The sequence below is a fragment of the Halocynthiibacter sp. genome, assembly GCF_049608145.1.
Classification (GTDB): Bacteria; Pseudomonadota; Alphaproteobacteria; order Rhodobacterales; family Rhodobacteraceae; genus Halocynthiibacter.
The window spans coordinates 1-25,222 of the sequence record NZ_JBMYXF010000031.1; the positions used below are offsets into that span (position 1 = coordinate 1).

The following is a 25,222-nucleotide window of genomic DNA, read 5'->3' on the forward strand; positions in this document are numbered from 1 at the left end:
GACCAGATCGCCGCATGACCCACAATCCTCAAACACCAGATTTGACAATAACTCAAATTAGTGCTAAAAGAGATCTAGTACAAAGTGTGTAATTAGTATTTGTCGGTAATAAAAATTTTGAACAGGGCGATTTTGTCAAGGGTCGTCCACCTGTGGGGACGGGTAATATGGTTTTTAGAACGGGGCGAATTACGTCTTTTGTTGGGGCGTTTACCACGGCGTTTGTGTTGTCTGGCTGTGAAAGCGCGACAACCAAAGCATCAGACGAGCGTTTGAATGAACTGCTTGTGCAGGGGCTTGATGATAAGGCTGCTGAGCGGGCAGAATCGCGACTTGCATCCACATTGGAACGTGACAATGCAACCGGAAGCCTGCGTGGACAATATGCATCCGTAGACGCGGCGACAAGCAGTGGGCAGCTTTCTGGTTTGCTGACCGCAGCACTGGAACGCAACACCCGTATCGGAACAGCTGCACAGCAGATCAACCGTGCCGATGCTGAACGTTTGAATGCGATATTTGGATACCTGCCACAGATTAATGTGACCTTTACCCGTGATCAGATTAATCAGGAAGTCATTGAAACAGACAATGCGGTTTTTGAACTGGGTGAGGCAAAATACCCGGTGACAACCATTCAGGCGCGGATTGATCAGCCTATTCTTGATCTCAGCCGGATCTTTGGCATTCAGCACGCAACCAATGCCCGCAGCATTGCCGAGGTGGAATACATTCGTGTCGTTCGCGATGTGGTGTATGAGGTGTTTGACGCATATCTTGTGGCAAGCCAGGCACGGGCACGATCCGCGTCACTGCGCCAGCGTATGGGGTTCTTGGGCCGTCAGATCGATGGGCAGAATGCGCTTGATGACAGTGGTCTTGGGGACCTGATCGAGGTATCTTCGTTGCGGTCTGAACGCAGCACCATTGCATCTGAAGAAGCCTTAGAATCTGCGCGTTATGCTGAAGCTTTGGGTGATCTTGCCTTGCTGACAGGGTCTGTCGTGCCTGAAATCGCAGCTTTGCGTTTCCCACAGGGTATTGCGGGATCTGAGCGCCGGATTTCTGCGGATCAGGCGGTTGCAACCGGCTTGGAGCAGAACCCTGTTGTCATGTCTGCAGCCCTTGGAGTGGTCGGGGCAGAATTGGATCGCCGTCGTGCGCTGGCAGCTGATTTTGCACCGGTTTTGGCTGCTTATGCGATGCTGGAACGCGAGGAACGCGAGGACAGCCGGTTTGGTGGCGGATCGTTGACCCAAGACACAACCGTTGGTGTGCGTCTGACCATACCGATCTTTAACGGACGCGGACGTGGGTATGAAACCCTGCCTGCAACTGTTGGTGTGCGTGCTGGTGCGCTGGACTATTATGCCCGTCGCCGCCAGATTGAAACAGAGATCCGTACAACACATGCCCGGATGGGTGAATTGTCCCGTGCCATGGGGCAAGCAGGAAATGCAGCCCGACAATCCGCCCGTGCACTTGGGTCTGAACGTGATCGCCTGGCGACGGGGCAATCTGCAGACTTGGCCGTTGCAGCCCGGGAACTGCGCCTGTCGATTGCCCGCGAACGCACAGCGTTTTACCAGACCGAATACCTGCGGTCATGGGCGCGTCTGCAATATCTGATGGGTGCGGACCTGAGCAATTCGGGTTTCTGATCGTGGCTATGATCAAACCCTTTTTAGCTGGTGTCTGTCTTCTGATGACGTCTGGTGTCATACAGGCCCAGAGTGCGCCTGAAAACACGTTGACGGATCCGGCGACCTTTGCGGCACTGCGTGGAAATCTGGCGGCTGACAGCATGTCGGTGAACTGCACGATCAAGCCTTTGCAATCTGTCGAGGTTTCGGTGCCTTTGCCGGGGATTGTAGCAGAGGTTTTTGTCCGTCCGGGCATGCAAGTATCGGAGGGTGCGCCTTTGCTGGCGCTGGACGACACATTGTTGCGTCGGGAATTTGCCTTGGCACAGTCACGGGCTGCAGGTGATGCAACGCTGAATTTGGCGGTCACCCGGCGTGATGGCCTGGCCCGCAAAGAAGCCCGACTTGCGCGGGCACGGGCGCGCAATGCGGTGTCGGTTGCAGAACACGAGGCCGCCGCGCTTGAGTTGGTCAGTGCAGAAGGTGACATCCTGCGGGAGCGCGAAAGTTTGGAACTGGCGCGGCTTGAGATGGAGCGGGTCGCGGCATCATTATCGGCACTGCAGATTAACAGCCCCGTGACGGGTGTTGTCGGGGAAGACTTGATCAACGTCGGCGAAGCGGCCGGACGGGAACATGTGGCGACCATCTATGTGAACCAGCCTTTGCGTGTCGAAGCTTTTGTTCCGTCTGCCTTTTTCGGGGAATTCGTAGAACAAACGAAGTATTCCGTGATTGTGAACGGCAGTGAAGAAAACGCGCGCTTGGTCGAATTTGATTACGCGGCACAGCTTGCGGATTTGGCATCGAATACAATCAGCGTGTTTTTTCGCCTGACAGCGCCGGATGTTCTGCCAGGAAGCAAATGTATGATGACAACCGCGGGTGGTGCCGGGAGCAGTGGGAATGAAGCAGATGGGTAAATTGCAGACAACAATTGCGTCTCTGATAGTGGGCTTGGCTTTGGGAGCGTCCCCCGTCTTGGCACAAGGGGCGCCGGGCGGACAGCTGACCACCGGTTTAAGTTATTCTGACAAATATGGGGCGACCACGTTTATCAGCCTTGAAGGTCAGGATATTTTGCAGACAGGCATCAGTGCGCGATTGAACTATCGTGCGGGATCTGAAGGTCATGGCGCGGGCCTGCGGGTCGCGAAAAGCTTTACACTTGGTGACGGTTGGCCTGGGCAAAACCCGGAACTGCGCATTTCAGTTTTTGGGGAAAGCTCAGACTGGGATTTTCAACCCTATGCCGAGAAAACGCGTGGGATTTCTGTTCTGTATGGTGCGGACGTGTCGGACAAGCTGTCGTTTGAAACAGAACTGTTTTTTCACCGCGACGAGCTGAGTGATTTGGATGGATCTGTTTCACCTCTGATTGCCGCGGATGCTGGACGAAGTGATGTGCTGGGTGTTGGTGCGGGTTTGACCTGGAGTAACAAACAGGGCGGGGGACTGTTGGATACGGGCACCAGCCTTAGTTTTGATATCGGGGCGTCCCTGTCAGGTGGTAATCGCCGGGGCTGGCACAGGTTTGCAGCTGCGGTCGATAGCACACATCGTCTGGTCGGTACATCTGTTGTGAACTTTTCCCTAGGAACCGGTATGATCCGGGGTCAGGGCAATGATGGTTATGTCAGCATCCTGGATCGTGCCTTCACTGCGGATACTGCGCCACGTGGTTTTGCGTGGGGCGGGGCGGGGCCAATTGCGCCTGGCACGGATGAAGCCCTTGGCGGTACTCGGTATCTGAATGGATCACTTGAAGTCAGAATGCCCTTGCCGCGCGAAGGCCTGTCTGTTGGCCTGTTTGCAGATGCGGGATCTGTCTGGGATCTGCCAGGCGTTGCGGGAGTGGATGATGATCTACATATCCGGACCAGCGCAGGCATTTCCCTGCATTGGCAGACAAAGTTTGGAAGACTTGAGGCCGCATATGCGGAACCAATTAAGACTCGTGAAGGGGATAAAACACAGCGTTTCTCAATTTCACTGAACGCTGTCTTTTAATCTTGCGGGGCCGGTCTGGGGCCGGTTGTAAAGTCGTAATGAGTTGCCCGTGTTCTGGGGCGCAGTGCTGGTCGTTTGGTCAGTCTATTCGTTTTATGTGCCTTTGGGGCGATGGAGGACATTATGGGTAAGAATAAAGCAATTTCACCAAAAGGTGCCAATATGGTGCCTGCGAAAGATATGCTTCTGCCTGCGCCATTTAACGCGCGTCAGCTGCCGATTGATCTGCGCGCGGTCCCTCTGGAACCCCGGGTGATGCTGGATGCAAACCTAGAATTTGACATCAACGCAAGCACGGCGCTGACATCTGTTTTGTCCGGTGTGGCCCAGTTGTTTGACGAACAGATCGATGAGATTACCAGTTTTCTTGATACCTTTGATGAAACGGCTTCCTCGGCCCTAGATAAGATCAGCGCCTTTGTGGATACGGCTGAAGATGTGAACAGTTCTACCGGCGAAGTCGTTGATCTGAGTGTCGCCACAGAAACCGTGCAACGGATCCGGGACGCAATCGAAGAACTGCGTAGCAAGGTGGATGGATCCATCGGTGATCTGATTGATGGGGATTTCTCTGCTGATGTGGCCGCCGACGTGCGCAACCAGCTGGAAACATTTATCAATAACGCTGACCCTGATCCTGACTCGGACTTTGTCAGCGATCTTAGCACTGCACAGATTGAAGCTATCTATACGGCGGAGAACTTTACTGCGGGGACAGTGGACAGTGCGCTTGATACGCTGATCGGAAGTATGACGCTGAGCAATGGTGTTGCCACGGCCACTGCGGCTGATGTGAAGACCATGTTCCATGATGCGGTTGCGACCGCGATGGGGCTGAGCACGGGGAATTTCTCTGTTGCGTTGGAGGACATCACTGCGGGTGGCGAAACGCTTGTAACCTTTACGCAGGACGGTGATTTCGCTGTTGATGTTGACGTGAACCTGCCGCAGGCATTTGCTGATTTCCAAGCGCTGCTTCAGTCCGCCATTCCAGGCATCAGCTTGCCATTTGATGTTCTGTCTCAGGGGGCGGGTGACAGTCTGGTTTCTTTTGAAATTGAGACCGAGACAACGTTCAACGGTGATATCCTAGACAGGCTGGCGGTGAACATTCACGAATTTGCGTTTGCGCCACTTCTGGAAGTGGGCGGTGCGATTACTGGCGTAGCGGGTGCCGGGTTTAATCTGGGTCTGCTGGCGCTGGAGGTGACTGCGCTTGAGACCGCGCAATTTGGCCTGTTTGTGACCGCAGGCAACAGCGGCGGCGGTGACATGAACCTTGGTGGCAGCATTGATCTGAGCGGGGGCACACCATCTGTGACATGGGCGGGCAGCACAGCGACAATTGATGTTGCGGCACGCATCCAGGAAATTGGGGAAACAACCTATAGCGATATTATCGCGGATCAGACATATGACCTGATTGATCTTGATCTGGCAGGCAGCCTGGATTTCAGCGCGGTGACACAGGATTTTACCGCAGGTATCACCCTGACATCTGTTGTGGACAGTACAAGCGCAGCGGGGCGTCTGCGGGCGTTTATTGATCAGGCGACATTCGATTTCAGCTTGGATCTGACAGACACTGGCCTAAGCGCCGAAGCTGAAGAAATTCTGGAAGATACGCTTGTGACCCTTGCGACCATGGGCACGGAACAAATCGTACAATTCCTGAAAGACATCGGTGAAACTGTGTCCGGCGCGCTAAGCGACAGCGCATTTGACATTGCAATCCCCCTGACAGATGTGCGTTTTGGCAACCTGATGACCGAACTGTCCGGCTTCTTTAACGATCTGGCAAGTACGTTCTCGATCGATAAAGCGGCTCTTGGCTTTGACAGTGGGTCTGGTGATACGGCTGAGGTTATTCCAACAAATTTGACCGAAGAGGTGGATACGCAGAACGGTTCACGAATGAGCCTTGGCCAATTTACCAAACTTCTGGATTATAACCGGATTTCGCTGTCTGTAACGTCCCCTGATGGTTCGCCTGTCGATGTGCATGTTGACTTGGCTGGAACGGATGCGTTGGACACATCGCTTTCCCTATCTGCCCGTATGGCGAGCCTAGCGGATCTGTTGAATACCGCATTGTCTGGTCACGGGATCGCTCTCGCACTTGGTCAGAGCGGCGGCCTTCAGGTGACGGGGACCAAAACACCAGGGTCGGGCGGCAGCCAGGCGACCTATAATACGTTTACTGTCAAAACTGCGCGTAAGGCAGCCGATGGAAATGAAGACGATGGGTTCTCGTTGTTTGACCTTGGATTTGATCTGAGCAATTTGACGGAAGTTGCAGAAGTGTTCGGGACTGGCACCTCTGAATTTGTGGTCAGCTTTTCCATAGCAAGTACATCTTTTGAACTAGAGACGTTTGATATATCTGCACTGACCGGTGTGAAGAACCTGCGCTTTACCTTGAATGTGGATGGGGAAGATCAGGCACTGGATGTGAAATACAGCGGATCGGGCACCGGTTGGACATCTTTGGCAGAACTGATCGGTGATCTGAACCTTTCGCTGGATGCCAAAGATATTGGTATTACTGCGGGTACAAACGGTGATGGTGATGGGCTTGGGTTCTCGCTGGATACGGGTGAAGGGCGCAGTTTCAGCCTGTCCGCAGATCCCGCCGATCTGTTGCGCGCCCTTGATATCGACGGATTGATGAACTGGGTGAACGGCGAACTGGACAGTCAGTTCCCGGGGGCTGCGCTGGAACTGACCAGCGATGGAGAGTTAATCTTCAGTTTCCCAGATATTGAGGCATCGCTTGATATTTCATCTGATGACGGCATCGGGTTTAACGCCAGTGATCTGGGGTTGGGTGTGCTGGGTGATCTAGAGCTTTCGGCGCAATTGTCTGCACAGCTTAATGCTGTATTCAGTTCCGCTGTCGGGATCGATCTGGTTGGTTTTGGTAAAGCCGTTATTGGCGGCAGTGGCGCTGATAATGCGCTTGAGGCCAAAAAGGGCTTTGGCGACAATCTGGCGGATGCGGTTCTTGATAATGTCTTCTTCTCGGATCTGTCGCTGAGCGCAGATGCCAGTGCAACGGCATCTGAAATTACCGGGTCTGCGGATCTTGGTATTATCGCGGTTGCCATTGGTGCAGATGATGCGTCTCAGAACTTTTTGCATGCCAATGCACAATTTGAGGCCAACATTCTGGGCCGAAATTTGGACGGCGAATTCAACGAACAGCTGACCTTCCGGAACCTGCGGGATGCGATTGCCGATAAGGTTGAGTTGGAAAATGGCGAACCGATTGTGATTTCAGCACCAGGCATTTCATCGCTGTTGGGGCGTTTTGAATTGCTGGGCGGCATTGTCGTGAATGGTGAGGGTGAGGGGCTGAACGCCGGTGGTGATACAGTGACCGTCAGCGGTGATGTCGTCACTGAAGATGCCTTTGAATATTCCGGTGATGAAGAACTGGCGCAGCTTTTGGTGCGCATGGGGGATGTGAAAGTTACCGTTGCCGGTATCAGCGGCATTAACGAAGACCTGATTGATGGTGTCAGCTTGTCGGTGATCGATCTGTTTGATCTGACCAACACTTGGGATGTGGCCCTTCTGAGCAATGATCCGGCGGCACTTGATGCCATCGAAGGTCTGACCAGCCTGGAAAATGGCGATATCTTGGATACGCTGGCCGCGATCGGGAATGTGTTGGTTGTGGTGGGGGAAACCCTGTCTGACAAATTGCCATTCCTTGCAAATGACATCCCGCTGCTGAACTTTTCTATTCTGGATCAGATCAATTTTGCCTCCGACTTCCTGAACGCCTTACAAGACCTTCGCAATGATCCGCAGTCCGGCCTTGATGCGGTTGAAGGATATCTGGAAGGGGTGTTCGGGCAGGATACAGTGGAACTGACCTGGGATGCGGACAACAAAACCATCCTGTTTGATCTGTCGTTTAAGTTCCTGGAAGATTACCAGAAAACGGTGCCGTTCCAGTTGGATCTTGTCGAACTGCTGGGCGATCAACTGGCGGATCTTCTGGGTGAAGATCTGGCGGATGTTGTCAGTGGTCTGGTGGATGTCAGCGGTGATGGCGAACTTATCTTTGACCCCGAACTGTCGCTTGATTTCTCGTTCGGGATTGATCTGTCACCGACCCTGATTGAACCTACGGTTATTGCCCCGGGTGCAACCGGCCTTGGAGGGTTGTCGACTGTTTCTTCGGTGAATTTCCGTCCGGGTGGCGGGAATGACTTGCGGATCAGTTGGACAGATACCGAAACGGGTGAGACGAAACAGATTGAGCTTGACCTAGATGGCACGGCTGCGTTTGACACAGATAATGACGAAGAGCTGAGCCTGGATGAAACCGTGGCCGCGATTGATGCTGCGGTGAAGGCTGAATTCGGGACAAATGTCAGTTTTACCTATGATGCTGATACCGGGAAAATCACCCTTTCGGATACGGACAGCGAGATCATCGTAAACACCGGCGTAAACGCGTTGTTTGGCGTGGACGAGGCTGAGTCTGAAGAAGATGACGGCAAACAGGTGATCGCGCTTGGGGTTGGTTTTTCTGACTTTGCGGATGAATATATCTTCACCATTTCCATCAATGATACGCCTGTTGAAGTGACCATCCCTGCCGATGCAGCACGCACCACAGAAGCCGGATTTGTTGCAGCCTTTAACAACGCATTGTCTGCGACCTCTGTCAGCCGTGGTGCGATTTCTGAATCTGCGGCCCCGGGTATCACCATTGTGCTGAGCAATCTGTTGGATGTGATTGCCGAGTCAGGCGAAATCCGTCTGCAGGGCACTGATTTTGCCGATGCGGCAGGTTATGATCCTGTAACATTTGCGGTCAGCGGCGAAGATCAATCAAAGAATATCGAATTCCGGGTGACTGATCTGGGGGGGGGCAATGTTGCCCGTGCGCTTGGCTTTGAAGGCGGCACAGAAGCATCTGATGGAGATATGGTTTCCGAAGTGCTGTACGAAGCTGTCAATGTCGGCGCCCCGCGCGTTTATCTGGACACTGCGAAAACTGGGATTACCGCAAGCTTTGTTGCGGGTGTGAATGATGGTCTGAACATTAAACTGGGTCTTGGCCCGGTAGAAGTTCAGGTGCAAAATGGTAAAGCGCTGGTCAATGCGGGGGATGGGTCCGGTGATCCGGCTTTCCTGAAATTTGTGATCAACGACATTGATGGCGATGACAACGACGACCAGTATAATCTGTCGCACCTGTTTGATATCCCCGGAGATGCAGCACTTGGGTTTGCGGATCTCTTTGGGTTTGAAGCCAAAATCGGCGTTGATATTGAACTGCCACTGTCCGACAGTCTGGGGCTGTTTGACCCGGCGGTGAACAAGCTGAGCTGGAAGGCGGATCTGCTGTCACTGAAAGACGGTGTGACGCTGAAATCTATCGACCTTGGTGATCTGGGTGCAAGCTTTGACGGCGATCTTGTTTCGCTTTATCTGGGCGATGGCATCAATATGGACAACTTTGAGTTTGGCCTGCCAGACCTGTCCGATTTCCTGTCGAACCTGAATGTTCTGTCCCTGCTGAACAATCCACGCCTGGTACTGGGTGGCCTCGATCTGCTGATGGATCAGATGCAGACGCAGTTTGATAATTTCCTGGGCGGGATCAATCTGCCGATTGTCGGTGATGCGATTGGTGCGGGTGTCAGTTTCTTCAGTGATTTCCGATACAACGTTATTCAAGCCGCCCTTGACTACGCCAATCAAGCCTTGCCAGATGGCAGCCTACCAACCACAGTTGATCTGCTGGAAGGTTTTGTGAACGATGCGCTGAATGATCTTCTGGACACAAGCGATGTCGAGTACCTGCAGGCTTATCTGAACACGGATGGCGGCACTGAGGACAGCTATATTTACGCTGTTCTGAATTTCAATGCGATTATCTTTAACGAGATGATGGATATTGATTTTGACTTTGGCATTCCAGGTTTCAACATGGAAGTTGAGCAGGGATCTCAGATCAAAATGCAGCTGGATTATGCTGTAAACATCGGCTTTGGTTTCGATAAAAATGGCTTCTTCCTGCTGAATGACACGGATGAGGAAGAAATTGGCATTAACTTCACCGTTGATGCCGGAACCTTTGAAGGTTCTATGAGCGTCTTTAACGTGCTGGGTGTCAGTGCCCAAGCCGTGACGTTGGACGGCAACGGCAATATCATTGCAGAGGCAAGTCAAGGGCAGGAAGGCACAGCAGAACTGACCGCATCGCTGACAGCAGATCTGTTTGGGGAAGACGGCCTGACGATTGTTGATACTGCGTCTGATCCTGCGGATGCTGGCGAAATTGTCCGCGACTTTACCGGTGTAGACCCGAAAGACGCGAATGATGTAACGCTGTCTTGGGAAAAAGTTGTCTATGTTGCACAGCTTGATACAGCCAATTTGATTGCCTTTGAATTCAGCGCTGAAATTGATGTGGCGATTGGGATTGAAGCAAATATCCTTGACCCTAGCACCGGCGATCCGGTGCAGATCGCCGGCGCGCAGGTTATCCCAAGTGTGAACGCCGAACTGGTATTCAACGGGGTGTATGACACCACTGACGGGCTGCAGCTGAACAAGCTGCTGTTTAATAATGTACGTCTGGATGCATCGGTTCTTTATGATGCATTGATCAAGCCGATCCTTGATCCGATCATGGCGTTCATCGATCCACTGGCGGGTTTCTTTAACTTCCTGAACAGTGAACCGATCAGCTTCCTTGTTGATATTCTGGGCAATGTGTTCCCGATCATTAAGATTGCAGATTCTGTTGCGACAGTGGTTGGTGACATTCTGAATTTCGTACAAGCCCTGCATTCGACCGATGGCATGGTTCTATTTGGCACCTTTGATTTCACCAGCAGCCTTGGAGACATGCAAGCGGGTGAGAAGACGGTTTCCGATGTTGATAACCGCGACATGGTGCGCAGTGGGACGACGACTGCGTCGACTTCGGGCGGAAAATTTGGCGTCTTTGGTGATCCGAAAAACGGCATCTCAATTGAATTGCCTCTGCTGACCGATCCTTTCTCGGCGATGTCCATCCTGACTGGGAATTTTGATCAGGTTGATCTGGTCAAAGCCAAGTTTACTCTGTTCAATCTGAACACGGGCGTGATTGATATCGGGGATTATGTCCTAAGTTCAATTGGTGCACCTGGCTGGGTGCGTAATATCATCAGTTCGGTCTTCTCAGCGTCTATCGAGGCCCGTTTGATTGCGCAATTTGAGGCTGGATACGACCTGAGCGGCATTGTGAACTTTGCGAACTCTCTTGATCCGGAACGTTTGCTGGATGGCGTGTTTATCAACGCGGAACCCGGGTCCCTTGTGGATGCTTATATCGGTGCGTCGGTGCGTTTGAATGCGGGTATTGCCGGTCTGACGGCCAGCGGACATGCGGGCGTTCAGCTGAGCTTCAACGATCCGAACAATGACGGTAAACTGCGTATTCCGGAACTGATTGCCATTGTTGAAGCGGCGGCAGACGCGGTTGCGGGCGGTGATCCGTTGGATGCGCTTGGCTATATCTTTAAAGGAAGTGCCAGCTATGGGTTCTATCTGAGTGTCTGGGCCGGGATCAGTCTTCCATGGCCTCTGCCGGATCTGAAATGGTCCACGACGGTCTTTGACTTTAGTGACAGCATTAACTTTGGCGGTAATCAGGTGTCCGCGCAGATGAGTGGTAGTATCAACAATGGTGAAACCGCCATTCTGAATGTCGGCGCACGTGCCGGTGCCAGCATGAGCCTGATCGAAGGAGATGGCGATGATGTGATCACCATCACTGGCCCGAATTCCCCGATCGCAGTGACATTGTCTTCTGGTGGCCGCACGATTTCCGGTGATGTGAACCAGAATGCGGGCGCGATCATTATTCCTGCTGGCGAAGGTGACAACCGGGTTAACCTGTCAGGTATGACAAACGGCATCCCGACCATCACCTATACCGGTGGCGGTCGCGATACGATCACTCTGGCGGATACGGGTGTGCATGTGGTCTTTGCCGGGGACGGGACGGATACGATCACGGCCGGAGCGGGTGCAAGTGGCACATATATCATCTTTGGTGAAGGCGGTGCAGATACTGTCGATATCAAGGGTGGCAATGTCATATATATGGGTGACCAAGACTTTGGCATGCGTGATGTTTTCCTTGCGGAATTCGCAACCGGCGGTGTGACAGAACAGAAGATCTTGGATCTGCTGGGCATCAATGCGGATGGCACAGTGAACAGTGGTGCTGCAGCGCATTACACCTTTGGTGGTAGCAAAATGAACCTGAATTCGGTTCTGGATAACTACACTGCGGGGACACAGCTGAAAGCCGCGAAAGACGTTGAAACTGTGATCGCAGGCGGGGGCAACCATGTCATCCTGACTGGCAGCGGTGCAGATAGCATCACGACAGACCAAAGCGGTACAGGCGTTGTGAAAATCCTGTCTGGTGATGGTGCGGATACCGTGACAACTGGTGGTTCCAATGTCTTTGTTGAAGGTGGTGCTGGTCGCGATCTGATCAATGTTGAAGGCGCTCAGACCGAAGTCTGGGGTTGGGGCGAAGCTGCAGGCGTGGATGGTCTGACAGGAAATGATGCGAACCTGAACAGTCTTGCCCTGAAAGATGGTGCGGATGTGATCATCGGTGGTTCAGGCGAAGATACGATTTACGGTCAGCTTGGGTCTGACATCATTGAAGGTGGCCTTGGGGCAGATGCGCTGAATGGTGGTTTCGATGATGACTTTATCACCGGCGGCACCTTTGACATGAGCTTTGTTGGCGGCGGATCTATTGATATTGCAAGTTTTGATATCAACGGTCCTCTGACACGTGGGCTGTTGATTGAAACATCTCATCTTGCGGATGGTGATGATATTATTGATGGCGGCAAAGGCGCGGATGTTCTGCTGGGCGGGGGTGGATCTGACACCCTTGAAGGCGGAGTTGGCAACGATATTCTGATCGGCGATTTCGCCCGTGTCACCTTGTCATCAAATCTGATCGCCGAAGGCGCGATTACCACGCAGATGACCAGTTCGTTTTCAGGTACGGACAATCTGTCTGGTGGCACAGGCAATGACATTTTGATCGCAGGCGCGGCCCTTGCAGGGGAAAGTGAAACCCTTAAGGATCTGCAAGGCGATAACATCTTCCTAGGTGACTTTGGTGAAATCAAAGGCGCACGCATTCTGGAAGCCGCAACCCAGGTGATTTCAATCGCTGCAATCTCTGGTGGGGCGGATACCGTTACGGCAGGTCGCGGCAATGATCTGGTGATCGGTGGGGAAGGTGATGATATAATCAACACAGGCCTTGGCGGTGATCTTGTTCTTGGGGACAATGGTGTTCTGGATATTACGGCAGGTACGATCACGTCGGTCGGGTTGGCAACGGATGGCAATGATACAATTACTTTGGGTGTTGATACGCCTTCTGAATATTCATCTGCGCCACAGCCGGACCTGAAAGATCTGGTGATTGGTGGCCGTGGCGATGATACAATTACAGCAACGGATGGTGGGCTGGTTGCGATCGGGGATGCGGGGGCGATTACCCTTAATCCTGTTGCGCTGGCTGCGTTGCGTGGTTTTGCGCCGGCACCGTCTGGTGCGACGCAGGACCAGCTTGATGCTGAGGCCCGTTCGCTTCAGTTGATTTCGGCGATTGCCGAAGCTGCGGAAAGTACAGCCCATGCCGATGATGGCAATGATGACATCACCGCAACAGGTGGTGAAGTCATCGCAATTCTTGGTGGTGGTTCTGACAGTGTCGATCTGCAGGATGGCGTGAATTACATTTTGGGGGATGATGGTGAAATTACCATCGATCCGAACAGTGAATACACGGGTCGCCTGATCGGTATGACAACCGCAGAAAGCCTTGCTGCGGATAATGATGATACGCTGGATGCCGGGAATGGCGTCAATATTCTGGCTGGTGGCGAAGGTGCAGACGCGATCACTTTGGGTCATGGCGACAATGTTTTGTTGGGTGATAGCGGAACGATTTCGCACAACACCAAAGGCGCAACCCCGATCATCACTGCGACGTCCCGAACACATGGTGATGATGGTGTGGACACAATTGATCTAGGCAATGGCGACAACATGGTCATTGCGGGTGGTGCGGGCGATACAATCAGCACAGGCACCGGTGATAATGCCATTATTGGTGACAGCGGAAGCTTGTCGCAGACCAGCAGCCAGACATCTCTCAGCAGCCTGGATCCGGCAGTTGGTGGCAATGATACCGTGACGACATTGGGCGGTAATGATGCTGTCATTCTTGGATCTGGCGATGATATCGCTGACCTAGGCGAAGGCGACAACCGTGTGGTTGGTGACAATGGTACAATTACGCTGACGGCAACGACGACCCGGGTTGAAACCTCTGATGCGGCGACTGGCGGTGTGGATGATGTGACGACCGGTACGGGCAACGATTATGTCGCGCTTGGTGCTGGGGATGATGTTGCGGATCTGAATGCGGGTGACAACCTTGTTCTGGGTGACAACGGTGTGATTTCCGTTGGATCCGGCACGACGACCGTGACGACCAACACGGCCTCAGTCGGCGGTGCGGATAACGTGACCACACTGGGTGGCCAAGATGTTGTCGCGCTTGGATCTGGCGATGACATCGCTGACCTGGGCGAGGGTGATAATCGTGTGGTTGGTGACAATGGTGCAATCACGCTGACCGCAACGACGACCCGGGTTGAAACCTCTGATGCGGCGACTGGCGGAGTGGATGATGTGACGACCGGTACGGGCAACGATTATGTCGCGCTTGGTGCTGGGGATGATGTTGCGGATCTGAATGCAGGTGACAACCTTGTTCTAGGTGACAACGGTGTGATTTCCGTTGGATCCGGCACGACGACCGTGACGACCAACACGGCCTCAGTCGGCGGTGCGGATAACGTGACCACACTGGGTGGCCAAGATGTTGTCGCGCTTGGATCTGGCGATGATATCGCTGACCTGGGTGAAGGCGACAACCGTGTGGTTGGTGACAACGGTGCAATCACGCTGACTGCGACCACGACCCGGGTTGAAACCTCTGATGATGCATTGGGTGGCAGCGATAATGTTATTACTGGTGCGGGGCATGACTATGTTGCACTCGGAGCGGAGGGGGATACTGCCCATCTTGGTGCGGGTAACAACCGTGTGCTGGGTGATAGCGGTATAATCAATGCAAGCACTGGCAGCAACGGGTCTGTGACCACAGGCAGTGCGTCGAATAACGGTGTGGATGACATCATTACACTGGCTGGGGATGACGTTATTCTTGGTGGTCGCGGGGCCGATATTGTGCACGCAGGTGCAGGTGATAATATTGTTGTCGGCGACTTCGGTGATGTTCTACTGGATCCGGGGCTTGTGAATGTGAATGGCCGTCGGGCGGATACATTGTCTGCCGGATCAGGTGACAATGACACGATCACAACACTTGGTGGTATTGACGTTGTACTGGCCGGCGCGGGTAGTGATATCGTGAATACTGGCGAGGGTGCCGATGTGATCCTGGGTGACGATGGTCGCTGGGAGTCTGCGCATACGGATGGTCTGGGTGGTGTTTCCAGTGAACTCCTGAGTTTTGGTGGAAATGACACGATCAATTCAGGCGGTGGAAATGATATTGTGATTGCAAACCAGGGCACAGATTTTGTGTCTGTCGGAGAAGGTGAGGATGTGGCCCTTGGGGATGATGGCACCATTACTTTCCGGAATGAAACGGATGTCGAAAGCATTCTGCTGACCAATCTGGTGTTGGGTGGCGGTGATACGATCACAGCCGAAGGAACGGTTGGTGATAACATTTTGATTGGTCAGGCCGGTGCCGATCTGATCACAGGCGGTGTGTCTGATGACATGATTGTTGGTGATATTGCGACGCTTCTGTTGGAGACCCATCAGAATGTATTACCGGGTCAATCTGCGCAGGATCGGGTCATTCATTTGACTGGCTTCCGGATGGATATTGCTTATGATGATATGTTGCATGGCGATGCCGGGAACGACTTTATCATGGGTGGTTTTGGCGATGATATCTTGCATGGGAATGAAGGTCAGGATTTCCTGATTGGGGATACTGTCATCATGTCGCGTGGTTGGACGGCCTTGTCAGATGGCTCCATTCTGGAAGAACTTAAGATCGATACCAACTTTGCCTATCTGACAGGTGGCTATGATGTGATCTTCGGGGAAGATGGGCCGGATGTTCTTGTGGGTGGCCTTGGCCCCGATCTGTTCCATGGTGACACTGCGAGCGACCTGATTTTCTCAGATGGTTATGCTGGTATCTTCCGGGCTGGTTGGGATGCGCCTGGCTTTGCGGGCGAGAGTGCGCAGCGCTTCTTGTACACATCTAACTTTGCAGGACCAGGTGCGATCGATGTTGTGTCTGCAGCGCAGCAGAAAGATTCGATCGGCAGCCCGCTTGATCTGCTGTCACGCGAACACGAAAGGTTTTCTGTCGCGGGCTCGATCATTGCGCAACAATTCCTGTCTGAGGGGTACATCGGGCAAAGCTATGGCAGCCTGACAGATCCGCATTTTATCAGCCGTGTTCTGGACTATCTGGAAAGCGATCATTTTGTGCGTTCGGTTGTGGAACTGACTTCAATCGGGGCGGATATCTCGGTTATTAAATCCGCGATTGAAGCATCCCTGCGTGCCGATTTCGGTGCCTTCTGGGAGGCAAATGCACCGACACATGAATTGCTGATTGAACAGTTGATCGAATACATTCTGGCACGGATGCAACCAACAGAAGAAGCTGCGGCCGGGGATGTGCTTGACGACGGGCAGACTGACGGTGAAACTGATTATGCACTGCTGCAAATGGCGGCAGAGTAGATTATGAAAAATAACAAAAAACAGGAGAATGGCGATGACTGATAAAGTTGAGGGCGCGCCAAAGGTGCTGAATGACAAGACCATCAACTGGGACGACAGCGAAATGCAGAGCGTCTACGCCAATATTGGTACGGCGACAGCCAATCGCGAAGAGTTTTTTCTTCTGTTTGGGACGCATCAACACTGGCGCGGGACAGCGGAAGAAACCACATCTGTTGATGTGAAACTGGGCAACCGGATTGTCATGAGTCCCTTTGCGGCCAAACGTCTGGCGGTTATTCTGTCTCAGTCCATCGCAGCATATGAAGGTCAGTTCGGTAAAATCGAAACCTGATGATGGCTGCCGCTGCGGTGAAGGTGCAGAAGACAACAATGTTATCTTGTATTTATGCAGGTGGGCGGTTCGGTGATTGACGGCGTCCTAACCATCCTGCGTCTGTATCAGACGCAGGATGTATCCCCGGATTATCTCTATGCCAGCCTTCCTGAAGGGCTGACAATTGATGCGCTGAGGAAGCTTTGTAGTGACAAAACCGGTATTCGAAAGATGGGTGAAAAATTATGTGTCACCCTGCCTGAAGCCGGACAAAATGGGACCAGCTGGATTGTCTGGCTGTTTGATCATGTCCCGGGGGTGACCGAACTGCCGGGGTTGGTAGACAAACTTAAGGCATTATCCGCAGGATTTGCCCGACCGCCAGTAGCGGCTGAGACAGTGGATAGGGCAGATGCAGTTTCACTTGCCCTGAAACAGCTGACCGGAGCGACCCGCCGCAATGAAGCTGCATTGATGCAACTGGCGGCTAATGTCTGTGTAGAAGCAGGCTTGTGTGATGCAGTTGCGCTTGCCCGGATTCGGGAAGGGAAAGTTCAGCGGATTGAACTGTCGGATCAGAAACTCAGCCCGATCGCAGATGAAATTCGCTTTCTCTTGCGCGAACGTATTGCAGATGATGCATCGTCTGAAGTGGTGCATCGCGATAGTTTCGCAGAAGAAAAGCTTGATTCCGCCCTGCTGTCAGAGATGGCGGAAAGCGACAGTCTGTTGCTGGATGTGCCGGGTAAGGGGGAAGACAGTTTTGGTTTTATCTTGTTCAGCCCAGCAAAAGAGGTCGCGATAGAAATTGCGGGGATCAGGGATTTACTGTCCGTTCTTCTGGCGCGTAAAAAACGCACGGGGTTACGCGCAAAAGTAATGCGCTATGCCATGATTGGGGCGGCAGCAGCACTGGTGATTTGGCTATTGTTGCCTGCGCCACTACGGATCACGGCTACGGCGATCAGCCAGCCAGCGCAGGCACGATCTCTGGCGTTGCCCTTTGAGGTTTTTCTTGAGGAAATGCATGTGCGCGTAGGGGACCAACTGACCGTTGGGGATCCTGTTGCCCGCTTCCGTTCACCTGCGCTGGAAGAACGCCGTGCGGAAATGACTTTGCAGACGGAAACGGAAAAGATCGGGGCGCAGGCCGCGTTGTCCGCCAATGATTACGGGGCCTATGTTCTGGCGGAACAGCGGATTGCGACCAATGAACGCCAGCTTTCACATATCGAAGATCGCCTCGCGCAGTTACAGGTTGTTGCCCCGGAAAGTGGGCGGGTGATTGCCGCCATGGGGCGTGAAATCATCGGCGCATTTGTGCCCCCCGGTGAAAGCATCGTCACGTTGCAACCCGAAGCATCATTTAACCTGCGTCTGTCTGTTGGACGGGTTGATGCGCCGTTGTTGAAACCTGGGCAGACAGGTGACGTCTGGTTCCGGGGGATTTCAGGCAGAACCTGGCCTTTGACGATAACGGCACCTGCGATGCAGGAAACCAATGCGAATACCGGCCAGACGGAACTGATCTTTTCGGCTCGCTTAGAGGGGGACGGTCAGGAAGATCTGTTTGTGGGTCTTGCTGGATTTGCCAATATTGAAACCGGCCGCGCGATGCGGGCAAAGGTTTTGGGGCGTTATATTACAGAATATCTGAGGATGAAGGCATGGACCTGGTTCGACCTGCGATTCTGAAACAGATTTCCTTGCGCTTATCCTCGGAAGGGGGGCGCAGCCTGTATCTGGCGCAGGACCGTTCAAACGGCAAAATCTTTACACTGCCGGGAAAAATCGCACTAGCGGTGCATCGGATGAAGGCTGCTGCGATCTCAGAAAATCCACAAACCCGTCAGGATGCCCGGGCGGAAATGGATGAAGACAGCACAAAGGAAGCATACGGTTTTCTTCATTTGATCCAATCTATGCGCAGCACAGAAATCTTACAAAAAAAGCCGTTTAACCCGGTGTTTGCGTCGTTCCCCTTGATGGACATCGGGCCATGGCAACCCAGATTTACAGGTCTTGCACGCGCTTTGGTCAGTTACGGGTTCCTTGGGTTCCTGCTGCTTTTGGGTGCATTTGCCGTTGTTCTTGGGGCTCGGAATGACTGGGCGATCATGGGGGCTTTCAGCAATGCGTTTTCGCTGGAAGCCATTCTGACGTTTGGCCTGATCGCGCCGGTTCTGAAAATCATTCATGAATTCGGGCATGTGCTTGCAGCGACCCGGTTTGGTGTACGTGTGCGCAAAGGGGGGATCTTTTTGATTGGCATGTATCCGATGCCTTTTGTGGATTGTACCGAAGCCGATGTCAGCACGGGACGACGCCAACGTATCGTGATCAGCGGTGCGGGGATTGTAACGGACGTTTGTATTGGTCTGATTGCGTTTATCGCCTGGCATTTTACCGAAGGCAGCTATCTGCATACGTTGCTGGGCAATATTTTTGTATTTTCCACGCTGAATTCGATCCTGTTTAATGCCAATCCGTTGATCAAGCTGGACGGGTATTACGTGCTGACGGATGCTATAGGTAAACGCAATCTGTACACCCGCGCCAGCGCAGTGATGAAAGATACCCGCAGTTGGATTGCGTCATTTGGGAAAGATGGTGAACGGCCGAAAGGATGGCGTCATTGGGGGCTGTTGACCTATGCGGTTCTGGCGTTGATCTATCGGATTAACATTCTGTGGGTGATCGCGTCTGCGCTTGTCCCGCGTTATTTGGGGGCAGGCGCGGTGATCGCAGGCTGGGGGGCGCTTGTCATGTTTGTAATACCTGCTTTGCGTGAAAAACCAGGGGCTTCCATCGCAAAACCTGGCGAGACACGTCGACGTTGGCTCTGGCGTTTGGGTCTGGCGTTCGGGCTTGTCTTGGCCTTGATGTTTGTACGGTTTCCGTTCCGGGTGGTTGTCCCGGTGGCACCGGATGGGGCGGGATCTTACCAGGTTACGGTGCTCAGCCCTGGATTTGCCGATTTTGCACTGCCAGACGGCCACCTAAACGCGGGTGAAGTGCTGGCATCGTTGAATAATCCTATCTTTCAGGAACAGCACGATCTGTTGTCGCTTCAGCTTGCAGGGGCCGTTCTTGTGTATGAAACGGTGCAAGGTGAAGATCCGGCAAAGGCGCTTGCGGCCCAAAAACAGGTGGAAAGCCTGATTGCACAACAAGCCATTCTGGATGAACAGATTGTAGGTCTGCAGCAGCAAGTGCCATCGGATGGTGTTTTTGTGCTAAGCCAGCCCGTTATGCAGGGGATGTGGCTTGAGGCGGGACAGCCACTGGGGCTGTTTTTGCCACAAACCGGCGCGGTTCGCCTGAATGGTGCTTTTCCCGAACGGTATGTAACGCTGTTTCGTGAAGGGGTTACCGGGCTAACCTTGCGCAACAAGTCAGGCTATTTTGATCTGAACCCGGATGATGCAAAAATCTCCGAAGTTCTGCAGTTCGATCAAGAAAGCGGCAGCCGGTCATGGCAGCTGGATGTGATGTTCGCTGAACAGTCAGCGGCAGATTTTGCCGGGGTTCCTGCCGATATTCGCGTGACATTTGCCAATGCCGCCTTGTGGGAACATTTGCAGTTTGCAGGACGGGGTCTGTTGGCCAAATATCGGGAAGCACAGCTGGTGGATCGCAGCGGGTTTTTGGATGGTGAATAAATTCAGCGCTGTCGTGATCTCATATCGAAGTGCCAGGAAACAAAACTTGGCGGACTTTATGCCAGGTGTCTGAATTTCTAAAATTGGGGGTGGTTCTGGCGACCATATTTCGGGGCAGGTCGACAGAAGTGGCAAAGGGCCGGACCAGTTCGCCCCGTTTCAGCAGATCCGCGACTAGGGTTTCATGCGCGATCAACACACCACCACCATGGCGGGCTTCTTCCAGAGCGATTGAAAACAGGGAATGTACGGTGCCAGAACGTTGGATTTTTTCCGTACCGGATTGGGCGCGCAACCAGATATCCCAGTCTTCATGCCAAGCCCCATCGTGAAGCAATGTTTCCGCTTCCAGATCGGTGATTTGGGTCAGACGTGCGGCAATTGAGGGGGCGCAGACCGGAAAAATTCTATCACCGGCAATGATGGTTTCATTTCTGCCGACAGGCTTTCCGGTGAAGAACAAGGTCATATCGAAGGGTTCGCGGGCAAGGTTGGGTGGTGTATCCATTGCGACGACGGATACGGAAATCTCGGGGGCAATCTGGCGAAGCTGCCCCAGACGCGGGGCCAGCCACAGCTGGGCGATCGCGGGAAGGGCCGCGACTTTGATTTTCTGTGGCGTCGCCTTGTTGCGTAATGCTTGTACTGAAAACCCAAGTTGATCAAAAGCTTGCGTAAATCCGGGCAACAATTCCTCTGCAAGTGGGGTCAGTTTTACACCACGTGCATTGCGAATGAACAATTGCGTCTCAGCCCAGGCTTCGAGCGTTTTGATGTGCTGTGTGACAGCGCCCGGCGTGACGGAAAGTTCGTCAGCTGCGGCAGTAAAACTGCCCAGGCGGGCAGCGGCTTCAAACGCGCGCAGAGCATTCAGATGCGGTCCTTTTGGGCGGGCCGGGGAAAGAGACATAGGTTTTAGCCTTAGTTTTTCTACATCAAAATAATAGCAATACTGATTTGCTTTGGACAGCAGATTTCACGGATCCTTGGGAAAACCTGCTTACACCGGAGAACCCCATGTCACAGCATTTTTCCCAGTCCGTTGCTCAGGCCGATCCTGTCGTCGCTGAGGCGTTGAAAAATGAAGAAGCCCGTCAGCAAGACCAGATCGAACTGATCGCTTCTGAAAATATTGTAAGCCGGGCGGTTCTAGATACGCTGGGCCACGCAATGACCAACAAAACCTTGGAAGGCTACCCGGGCAACCGTTTTCATGGTGGTGGTCAGTTTGTTGACGTGGTGGAACAGGCGGCGATTGATCGCGCGAAAGATCTGTTCAGCTGCGATTACGTCAACGTTCAGCCGCATTCTGGCAGCCAGGCAAACCTTGCCGTGTTTTTCCTGTTGTTGAAACCGGGTGACAAAGTGCTGTCCCTCGATCTGGCCGCAGGTGGGCACCTGAGCCATGGGTTGAAAGCGAACCTGTCTGGCCGTTGGTTTGAACCTCATCACTACGGTGTTGATGGCGACAGCGAAGTGATCGATTATGACGCTCTGGAAAAACAGGCGCTGGAAATTCAGCCGAAACTGATCATCACCGGCGGGTCTGCCTATCCGCGTGAAATCGACTTTGCCCGCATGGGTGAAATCGCGAAAAAAGTTGGCGCGCATTTCCACGTGGATATGGCACATATCGCGGGTCTTGTGGCGGCTGGCGTTCACCCAAGCCCCTTCCCACACGCAGATATCGTGACCTGTACCACCACTAAAACTCTGCGCGGGCCTCGTGGCGGGCTGATCCTGACCAACAATGAAGACTGGTTCAAAAAGCTGCAATCCGCTGTTTTCCCAGGTGTTCAGGGGTCCATCCACAGCCAGGTTCTGGCAGCGAAAGCGGTCTGTCTGCTTGAGGCCTCAACCGACGACTTCAAAGCGTATGGCGCACAGGTTAAAGCGAACGCGGCGAAACTGGCGGAAACCCTGCAAAACCGTGGTCTGCGTATTGTTTCTGGCGGCACGGATACCCACCTGGTTCTGGTTGATCTTAGCTCAAAGGGGATTACGGGCAAGCGCGCCGAAGTTGTACTGGAACGCGCCAATATCACCGCGAATAAAAACGCCATCCCGAATGACAGCCCACGCCCACCTGAATGGGTTGGTCTGCGCCTGGGGGCCGGTGCAGCAACAACACGTGGCATGAAGGAAGCGGAATTTGAAAGCCTCGGCAACATGATTGCGGACCTTGTTGAAGCCGAAGCGGCAGAAGACACCGATGCAGCGGTTGCACGCTGCAAAGAAACAGTTGCAGATCTGTGTAAGTCCTTCCCGTCTTACCCGGCCTGATCCATACTTGTAGTTCCCTAGCAGGACTGCAACTCTGGCCCTGCTGTTTCCCTATGCAGCAGGGTCTTTTATACCAGCCTCACAGCAAAGAAGGATGACATCATGATCGACGCACAGCTGAAATCACGCCTGCTGAAAGGCGCGCCATTGCTGTGGGTTAATCCGGATCAAATTCCGGTCCTGATGGCCGAGGTTCCGGTCCGGCCTGCGCAGGTGAAAGATGCAGAACAGAACTGGCGTGATCTTGCCCCGCTTTTGCAACAGTGCTTTCCCGAATTGCAGGGTCCGAATGGTGCAATTTCATCTGACCTGATTGAGGTTGCAGCCCTCGCCCAGGTTATGGGCAACGATCAAGGGCGTCATTTCGTGAAGGGCGACCACGCCTTGCCCGTTGCCGGGTCAATCAAAGCGCGCGGTGGCATCTATGAGGTCTTTCTTTATGGTCTGTCGCTTGCTCGATCCCTCGGGTTGATCAAGGCCGATGATACGCCCATAGCCTTGGCACACCCCGAGGTGAAAGCAGCTTTTGCAAATTATACGGTTGCGGTCGGATCAACCGGGAATCTTGGACTAAGCGTTGGGATTGCTGCGCGCGCGCTGGGTTTTCAGGCCGTTGTGCATATGTCGTCTGATGCCAAGGCTTGGAAGGTTGAACGTCTGAAACACCACGGTGTAGACGTCGTGCAACATGACGCTGATTACGGCAATGCCGTTGCCGCTGCCCGTGATCAGGCTGACGCGGATCCAACAATCTATTTCGTGGATGATGAACGTTCTGAACTGTTGTTCTTTGGCTATTCCGCCGCGGCCGCCGAGTTGCGCGATCAGTTGGATGCACAGGGCATCATCGTTGACGCCCAACACCCGCTGTTTCTGTATTTGCCTTGCGGTATTGGCGGCGCCCCTGGTGGAGTGACCTATGGTTTGAAACAAGTGTTTGGTGACAATGCCCATTGCTTTTTTGTCGAACCTGCCCAATCCCCCTGCGCCCTTGTACAACTGGCCGGGGGGCTTGAAAAACAGATCAATGTTTACGACATCGGCTTAACCAATAAGACCGAAGCCGATGGTATGGCTGTGGCTGAAATTAGCTGGTTTATCGCCCAGGTGATGCATCCACTTCTAAGCGGTGTTTACACAGTTGCCGATGACGACCTGTTCCGCTGGCTGGCACTGGCCCATGATCAAGCGGGATTGCAGCTGGAACCTTCTGCGGCTGCCTGCCTTGGTGGGCCTGCGGCCGCGATGGATACGGCGGAAGGACAGGGATATCTGACGCAAAACGGTCTGACGCACCACATGACACAAGCCACACATGTTATGTGGGCCACGGGGGGCAGCTTTGTTCCGGATGAAGAATTTCAGGGTTTTCTGGCGAAGGGCAATCAGCTGCTGTCTCAGCGCTGATCCCATTTCCGTAGGCCGATGGGGAGGTGTGTTATGCAAATTCAGTCAGAGGCCGGTCTGCCTGATCAACCTGTTGCCGCAAAGCATGTTGATGTGTCTGCGTCGAAATCTAGGGTCCATTTCGTTGTACCTTCGAGCCAGTCGCCTTTTGCAGTACAGATCTGTGTGGAACTTCTAAATCTTGCCAATAAGCTGTCGAACCAAACTTATTATGTGCCGGTGGTTCACCGGGATTTCTCGGATGTGTTTCAACGCAGGCTGTCGACTGAAGGCCAGACGGTTGTTTTGTTTGGCAGTATTGATGACAGATGGCCTCTGACGGCAGAGATGCAGAAACTGTTGCGTATTCATCTGCCTTGCACCTCGCGTATTGGTCTGGTGGGTGGGGCTGTTCTTATTGCTGCTGATATTCAGTTTCTGCGTGCTCGGACAGTTTCCGTGCATCCGGACATGTCGCGTGCTGCGGCCGAGGGTAATCTGAATATACAGACGGGGGATCAGCCAGTGTGCAGGGATCGCAATGTGTTTTCTGCTATCGGGGGACTGGCGGCACCTGAAATGATCAAGGAAATGATTGCAGAGGATTTGGGTGCGTTCATGGCGGACCGGGTGATGGATTACGTTGGACTGAATGCATCCGGGACAGGACGGCGCACGCAACAGGAAAATCAGTATTTTCAGCGTGCCAAAGGTGATGCGTTTCTGATGCAGGCGATCGACGTTATGGTGGCGAATATCGAAACGACGCTGTCTTCCCGTGCATTGGCGCAACGCCTAAATATCTCGTCGCGTCAGTTGGAACGGGTGTTCAGACGAACGTTCTCTGAAAGCCCAATGGAAGTCTATCGCAACCTGCGGCTGGAACGTGCTGATCAGTTATTACGCTACAGTGACATCCCGGTGTTTGAGGTTAGTCTTGCCACGGGGTTTGGATCGGTCTCGCTTTTGTCACAGCGGTATCGCGAACGTTATGGGCGTAAACCTTCGGAAACCCGGGCGGGTCGCTACGGGGATTGATTTATCCGTCTGGCGCA

General features: G+C 53.3%; 11 protein-coding genes. 10 read left to right on the top strand and 1 reads right to left on the bottom strand.

Annotation, left to right across the window (positions count from 1 at the left end):
* Positions 1-167 precede the first annotated feature (167 nt).
* The 7 genes from ACPGUT_RS10370 (at position 168) to ACPGUT_RS10400 (ending at position 20,498) form a co-directional block, all read left to right on the top strand.
* Entirely contained in the window at positions 168-1,661 is a 1,494-nt protein-coding gene (locus ACPGUT_RS10370; RefSeq protein WP_423991063.1) for a TolC family protein, read from the top strand.
* Between the two features lie 8 nt (positions 1,662-1,669).
* The gene (locus ACPGUT_RS10375) at positions 1,670-2,566 is read left to right on the top strand and encodes an efflux RND transporter periplasmic adaptor subunit (protein ID WP_423991065.1); all 897 of its coding nucleotides are present in this window, start codon (positions 1,670-1,672) and stop codon (positions 2,564-2,566) included.
* A complete protein-coding gene (locus ACPGUT_RS10380) occupies positions 2,559-3,653 on the top strand; it encodes a BamA/TamA family outer membrane protein (protein ID WP_423991067.1) in 1,095 nt (364 codons plus the stop codon). Before ACPGUT_RS10375 ends, ACPGUT_RS10380 begins: the two co-directional genes overlap by 8 nt.
* 123 nt (positions 3,654-3,776) lie before the next feature.
* Entirely contained in the window at positions 3,777-16,520 is a 12,744-nt protein-coding gene (locus tag ACPGUT_RS10385; RefSeq protein ID WP_423991069.1) for a hypothetical protein, read from the top strand.
* Positions 16,521-16,554: 34 nt separating this feature from the next.
* The gene (locus ACPGUT_RS10390; RefSeq protein WP_423991071.1) at positions 16,555-16,854 is read left to right on the top strand and encodes a DUF3467 domain-containing protein; all 300 of its coding nucleotides are present in this window, start codon (positions 16,555-16,557) and stop codon (positions 16,852-16,854) included.
* A gap of 72 nt (positions 16,855-16,926) precedes the next feature.
* Entirely contained in the window at positions 16,927-18,531 is a 1,605-nt protein-coding gene (locus ACPGUT_RS10395) for a hypothetical protein (protein WP_423991073.1), read from the top strand.
* The gene (locus tag ACPGUT_RS10400) at positions 18,504-20,498 is read left to right on the top strand and encodes a site-2 protease family protein (protein WP_423991075.1); all 1,995 of its coding nucleotides are present in this window, start codon (positions 18,504-18,506) and stop codon (positions 20,496-20,498) included. The genes ACPGUT_RS10395 and ACPGUT_RS10400 overlap by 28 nt, the downstream gene beginning before the upstream one ends.
* 19 nt (positions 20,499-20,517) lie before the next feature.
* Here ACPGUT_RS10400 and ACPGUT_RS10405 read toward each other — a convergent pair whose 3' ends face one another.
* Positions 20,518-21,408 carry a LysR family transcriptional regulator gene (locus ACPGUT_RS10405; RefSeq protein WP_423991077.1) on the bottom strand — a complete coding sequence of 297 codons (891 nt, stop codon included), beginning with the start codon at positions 21,406-21,408 and terminating at the stop codon, positions 20,518-20,520.
* A gap of 107 nt (positions 21,409-21,515) precedes the next feature.
* Here ACPGUT_RS10405 and glyA point away from each other — a divergent pair, with 107 nt between their 5' ends.
* The 3 genes from glyA to ACPGUT_RS10420 all read left to right on the top strand — a co-directional run bounded on the left by glyA (position 21,516) and on the right by ACPGUT_RS10420 (position 25,205).
* The gene (glyA, locus tag ACPGUT_RS10410) at positions 21,516-22,781 is read left to right on the top strand and encodes a serine hydroxymethyltransferase (RefSeq protein ID WP_423991079.1); all 1,266 of its coding nucleotides are present in this window, start codon (positions 21,516-21,518) and stop codon (positions 22,779-22,781) included.
* Positions 22,782-22,883: 102 nt separating this feature from the next.
* Entirely contained in the window at positions 22,884-24,188 is a 1,305-nt protein-coding gene (locus tag ACPGUT_RS10415) for a D-serine ammonia-lyase (RefSeq protein ID WP_423991081.1), read from the top strand.
* A gap of 33 nt (positions 24,189-24,221) precedes the next feature.
* A complete protein-coding gene (locus ACPGUT_RS10420; protein WP_423991083.1) occupies positions 24,222-25,205 on the top strand; it encodes a helix-turn-helix domain-containing protein in 984 nt (327 codons plus the stop codon).
* The last annotated feature ends 17 nt before the right edge of the window (positions 25,206-25,222 follow it).

Bases quoted from the DNA above. Each gene is read 5' to 3' on its own strand.
- ACPGUT_RS10370 (WP_423991063.1), top strand. From the start codon at position 168: ATGGTTTTTAGAACGGGGCGAATTACGTCTTTTGTTGGGGCGTTTACC.
- ACPGUT_RS10375 (WP_423991065.1), top strand. From the start codon at position 1,670: ATGATCAAACCCTTTTTAGCTGGTGTCTGTCTTCTGATGACGTCTGGT.
- ACPGUT_RS10380 (WP_423991067.1), top strand. From the start codon at position 2,559: ATGGGTAAATTGCAGACAACAATTGCGTCTCTGATAGTGGGCTTGGCT.
- ACPGUT_RS10385 (WP_423991069.1), top strand. From the start codon at position 3,777: ATGGGTAAGAATAAAGCAATTTCACCAAAAGGTGCCAATATGGTGCCT.
- ACPGUT_RS10390 (WP_423991071.1), top strand. From the start codon at position 16,555: ATGACTGATAAAGTTGAGGGCGCGCCAAAGGTGCTGAATGACAAGACC.
- ACPGUT_RS10400 (WP_423991075.1), top strand. From the start codon at position 18,504: ATGGACCTGGTTCGACCTGCGATTCTGAAACAGATTTCCTTGCGCTTA.
- ACPGUT_RS10405 (WP_423991077.1), bottom strand. From the start codon at position 21,408: ATGTCTCTTTCCCCGGCCCGCCCAAAAGGACCGCATCTGAATGCTCTG.
- glyA (WP_423991079.1), top strand. From the start codon at position 21,516: ATGTCACAGCATTTTTCCCAGTCCGTTGCTCAGGCCGATCCTGTCGTC.
- ACPGUT_RS10415 (WP_423991081.1), top strand. From the start codon at position 22,884: ATGATCGACGCACAGCTGAAATCACGCCTGCTGAAAGGCGCGCCATTG.
- ACPGUT_RS10420 (WP_423991083.1), top strand. From the start codon at position 24,222: ATGCAAATTCAGTCAGAGGCCGGTCTGCCTGATCAACCTGTTGCCGCA.